Here is a 3,298-nt window from a genome sequence, read left to right on the forward strand (position 1 = left end):
TGACACAAGTGAGAGTTAAGACAAGGAAAAGGCAAAGCAACATGACAAAGGGAGTTTCAATGAGGCAGGGTGGTATGACCAATGGGACAAAAAAGACTCAAAAACAAGACAAGGAAAGGCAAATATGTCAAAGCAAAAAAGCAACGCGATAAGGGAAAGGGCAAAAAGACAAGCAGAAAAACTCAAAGACGACAAGGAAGTAACAATGACAGAGGGCATAAACCTAGTTGTGCTTGTGTCTTTTTCCCTGTGTTTTTTGAAAAAGCGTTTTAATCGCCATGAAAGTGGAAGCCAAAACGATATAACAATAAGGCTTTAAAGCCAAAACTAACATAAAGGAATAACATGTCAGCATGCGTTTTAGTATTTCAGCAAAACTTCACAGACAAAAGAGAGTGTGAGGCATTGCCAGAAAAGACTATCAAATTAAATGATAGAAACATAAAAGTCAGCAAAGCAGGTTACATCTACATACAAAAATACATTAAAGGTGTGCATGTTAGAATAAGCACCAAGCTAAAGGCAACAAAACAAAATCTAGCCCTAGTTCAGCAAGAAGCCCATAACTACATAAAAAACGAGCTTGTGCGGCAGGGCTTTATCTTAGAGGGAAGCACCAAAAGAAGCCCTGATGAGTATCTAAGCGAGAGTATATTATATGTATTGCAAGGTTTAAGCGACATTAAAGAATCAAGTTATGCAAGATATAAGAGCGCAATGTTTGCTATACAAAAAGACTTAAAACACGCAAGGACGAATCATATAAATAAAAACTTTTTACATGATTACGCCACAGCCTTGCATAAAAAAGCCTTAAGTAACGCAGAGATTAAAAGCAGGATAAATCTTATTGTGCGTGCATTAAATAACTACAATGAGTATTTTAACCTCCCCTACTTTACAAATACTCTTAACCTCTCAAGGTTTGGGGCAGAGAAAAAAGAAAAATATGCCTTTAAAGAAAATGAGTTAGCAATAATCCTAGAATCTAGTAAAAAAGATGAGATACTGCATAATTATTTAATGATAGCAAGTCATACAGGGGCTAGAGTTGGTGAGATCTTAGCATTAAAGTCTAGTGATATAGATACAGAATCTATAAAGATAACAAAGTCAAAAATGTCAAACAATACCATTACCACACCAAAAACAAAAAGCAGTAAAAGAAATATTGCTTTTATCAATGAAAACTTTAAGCATTTCATGCACGACTTAAAAGCAAAATATACAGATACTCTCTTTAATATAAGTCATTCATGCTTACAGAAAAAGTGGAAAAAGCTTTTAAGTGAACTGAATATGCAGAAAGAAACACCCATTTATAACCTAAGACATACATTCGCAACACTTGCTATCCAAAAAGGCTTTAATATCCTGCAAGTGAGTAGAACGCTAGGACATAAAGATGGGCATATTACATCAACTACTTATGCAATAAATACAGATTGCTTTATAGAAAATATGCAAATTAATCTTACAAAGGAGGAAGCATGAAAGAAAAATATTTAAGCGAAGTTTGCGTGGCTTTTTTGCTAGTTGTAAGCTTTTATTTTTTGCTTTATGGCTTGAGTTTAGTTGGCTAGGGCTTGATGTCGCAGTATGACAAGGCAAAGGCAATGAGGCAAAAGCAAAAAAAGGAACTAAGTATGCGCAAACAAAACAGGCAAACAGGAAAAGTAAGCAGGCAAAGACAAAACCTAGCTTTTTAAGGTTTAAGCTGCAAGCAAAAAAGGAAAGGCGTATGCGGAAATATTTTTGATTGATTTTAAGGGTTTTCAAGGAAAATGCAAGGGAGTGTATATAAAATACATGACCGAAGCATTTTACGCAGAATCCCTTAAAAGCAACAAAAAGATAACGCAAGAATATTAACTAAGAGAACGAGAAAGGATTAAACATGCACTACAAACCAAGACCTACACCCCCCAAAGTCCAAACTGACAAGTTTGACATCGACTTTAGGCTACTTGATTTGCTAGATATTACAAGCAAACGCTACAAAATATCAAAGAATAAGATATTTGAAGCGGCATTGATGACTTTTTTAAGTGATAAGGATTTACCCTTAAAGATAACAAGAAAAAGGCGGAAAAAGTTTTTAGTGAAAGAGGCTACGCTAGAGTTGCTAGAGACTAAAAGCTATGAGTTTGGATTAAGTAAAAATGCGATTGTCAATAAAAGCTTAAAAGAGTTTTTAATACGCAAGCCTTTTTGTCATATAAAAAGGGAAGCATAGATACTTTTTAAGAGACAAAGGAACTAAGTATGCGGAAGCAAAACAAACTAGCTTTATAAGATTGCGTTATGGCTTTTGTAATTTTTTCTACATTTTGGCTAGGAGTTATCTTGTGTGATAATGACTAGTCAAAATGTAGAAAATTTGCGAAATGTATAACCAAAATGAAAGCTTTACTAAAGAAAAAGGATTAAACATGCTAGACATTTTATTTATATTTGGCGTATTTTGTGCAGTGGTTTTTATATTCATTATTATGCTATATGGTTATGTTGTTTATACAAGCCCATTTGTAGAACATAGCTTTATAGACTTTGTGAAAGTCTTTTTTAAATGTCTGTTTAAAAAACCAAGTGATAGAGAAAAACAAGACTAATAAAGGAACTAAGAATGCGCAAACAAAACAGGCAAACAGGAAAAGTAAGCAGGCAAAGACAAAACAAAGCTTTTTAAGATTGATGGTGGGCTTTTAATGTTTTTGCCCTTTTTTATGGTAGGAGTTATCTAAGCGATAATGACTACTATAAAAAAGAGCAAATCATTACAATGTTACCACAAGATGAAAGCTTTAAAAAAATTACAAAAGAAAGGATTAAACATGACAATACCAAACTTTATAACAAAACCCCCACAAAACATAATAAAGTATAAAGAAAAAAGGGAAAAAGAAATACTTGTGCTTTTAGAAGACATAGATCACGCCTTAAACTTTATAGAGCAAGGTGGCTTTTTATATGAGTATATAAGAGTGTGCCACACCTCACAAAAAAGCAAGGCGTTTATTCCACAAGCAAAAGAGATAAAAGACTTTTGCAAGGCTATCGCTAAGGGCATACGAGTAGATGCTGCCAATGAATACAGAGGCTTTGATTTTTACGACATGCAAAGTATAAAAAAATACCATGATTGCTACTTGCAAACAAAGATATTAAAGCCCCCAAGTAACTTTTTATTGTGCTTGTATGAAAAAGGTGAGTTTAGCCCAGATGAAGAAGCCTTAAAGTTTTTAGAAAACTATAAAAAAGGGCAAGAGAGGGCAAAGATAGTACAAGAGAGGGCAAA

General features: G+C 33.8%; 5 protein-coding genes. All 5 read left to right on the plus strand.

The window, feature by feature from the left end:
* Positions 1–124 precede the first annotated feature (124 nt).
* Positions 125–319, plus strand: coding sequence for a hypothetical protein (locus tag C6H08_RS08925; protein ID WP_034580055.1), 195 nt, complete (start codon positions 125–127; stop codon positions 317–319).
* A gap of 26 nt (positions 320–345) precedes the next feature.
* A complete protein-coding gene (locus tag C6H08_RS08930; protein WP_034580056.1) occupies positions 346–1,494 on the plus strand; it encodes a site-specific integrase in 1,149 nt (382 codons plus the stop codon).
* A gap of 403 nt (positions 1,495–1,897) precedes the next feature.
* Entirely contained in the window at positions 1,898–2,236 is a 339-nt protein-coding gene (locus C6H08_RS08935) for a hypothetical protein (RefSeq protein ID WP_034580057.1), read from the plus strand.
* 196 nt (positions 2,237–2,432) lie between these two features.
* Positions 2,433–2,612: a hypothetical protein gene (locus C6H08_RS08940; RefSeq protein WP_034563422.1), complete on the plus strand. Its 180-nt coding sequence runs from the start codon at positions 2,433–2,435 to the stop codon at positions 2,610–2,612.
* A gap of 222 nt (positions 2,613–2,834) precedes the next feature.
* Positions 2,835–3,298, plus strand: a 464-nt coding sequence (locus tag C6H08_RS08945; RefSeq protein ID WP_158656852.1) for a hypothetical protein, incomplete at its 3' end; no start/stop codon positions are given.

The sequence above is a fragment of the Helicobacter bilis genome, from assembly GCF_900198365.1.
GTDB lineage: Bacteria > Campylobacterota > Campylobacteria > Campylobacterales > Helicobacteraceae > Helicobacter_A > Helicobacter_A bilis_B.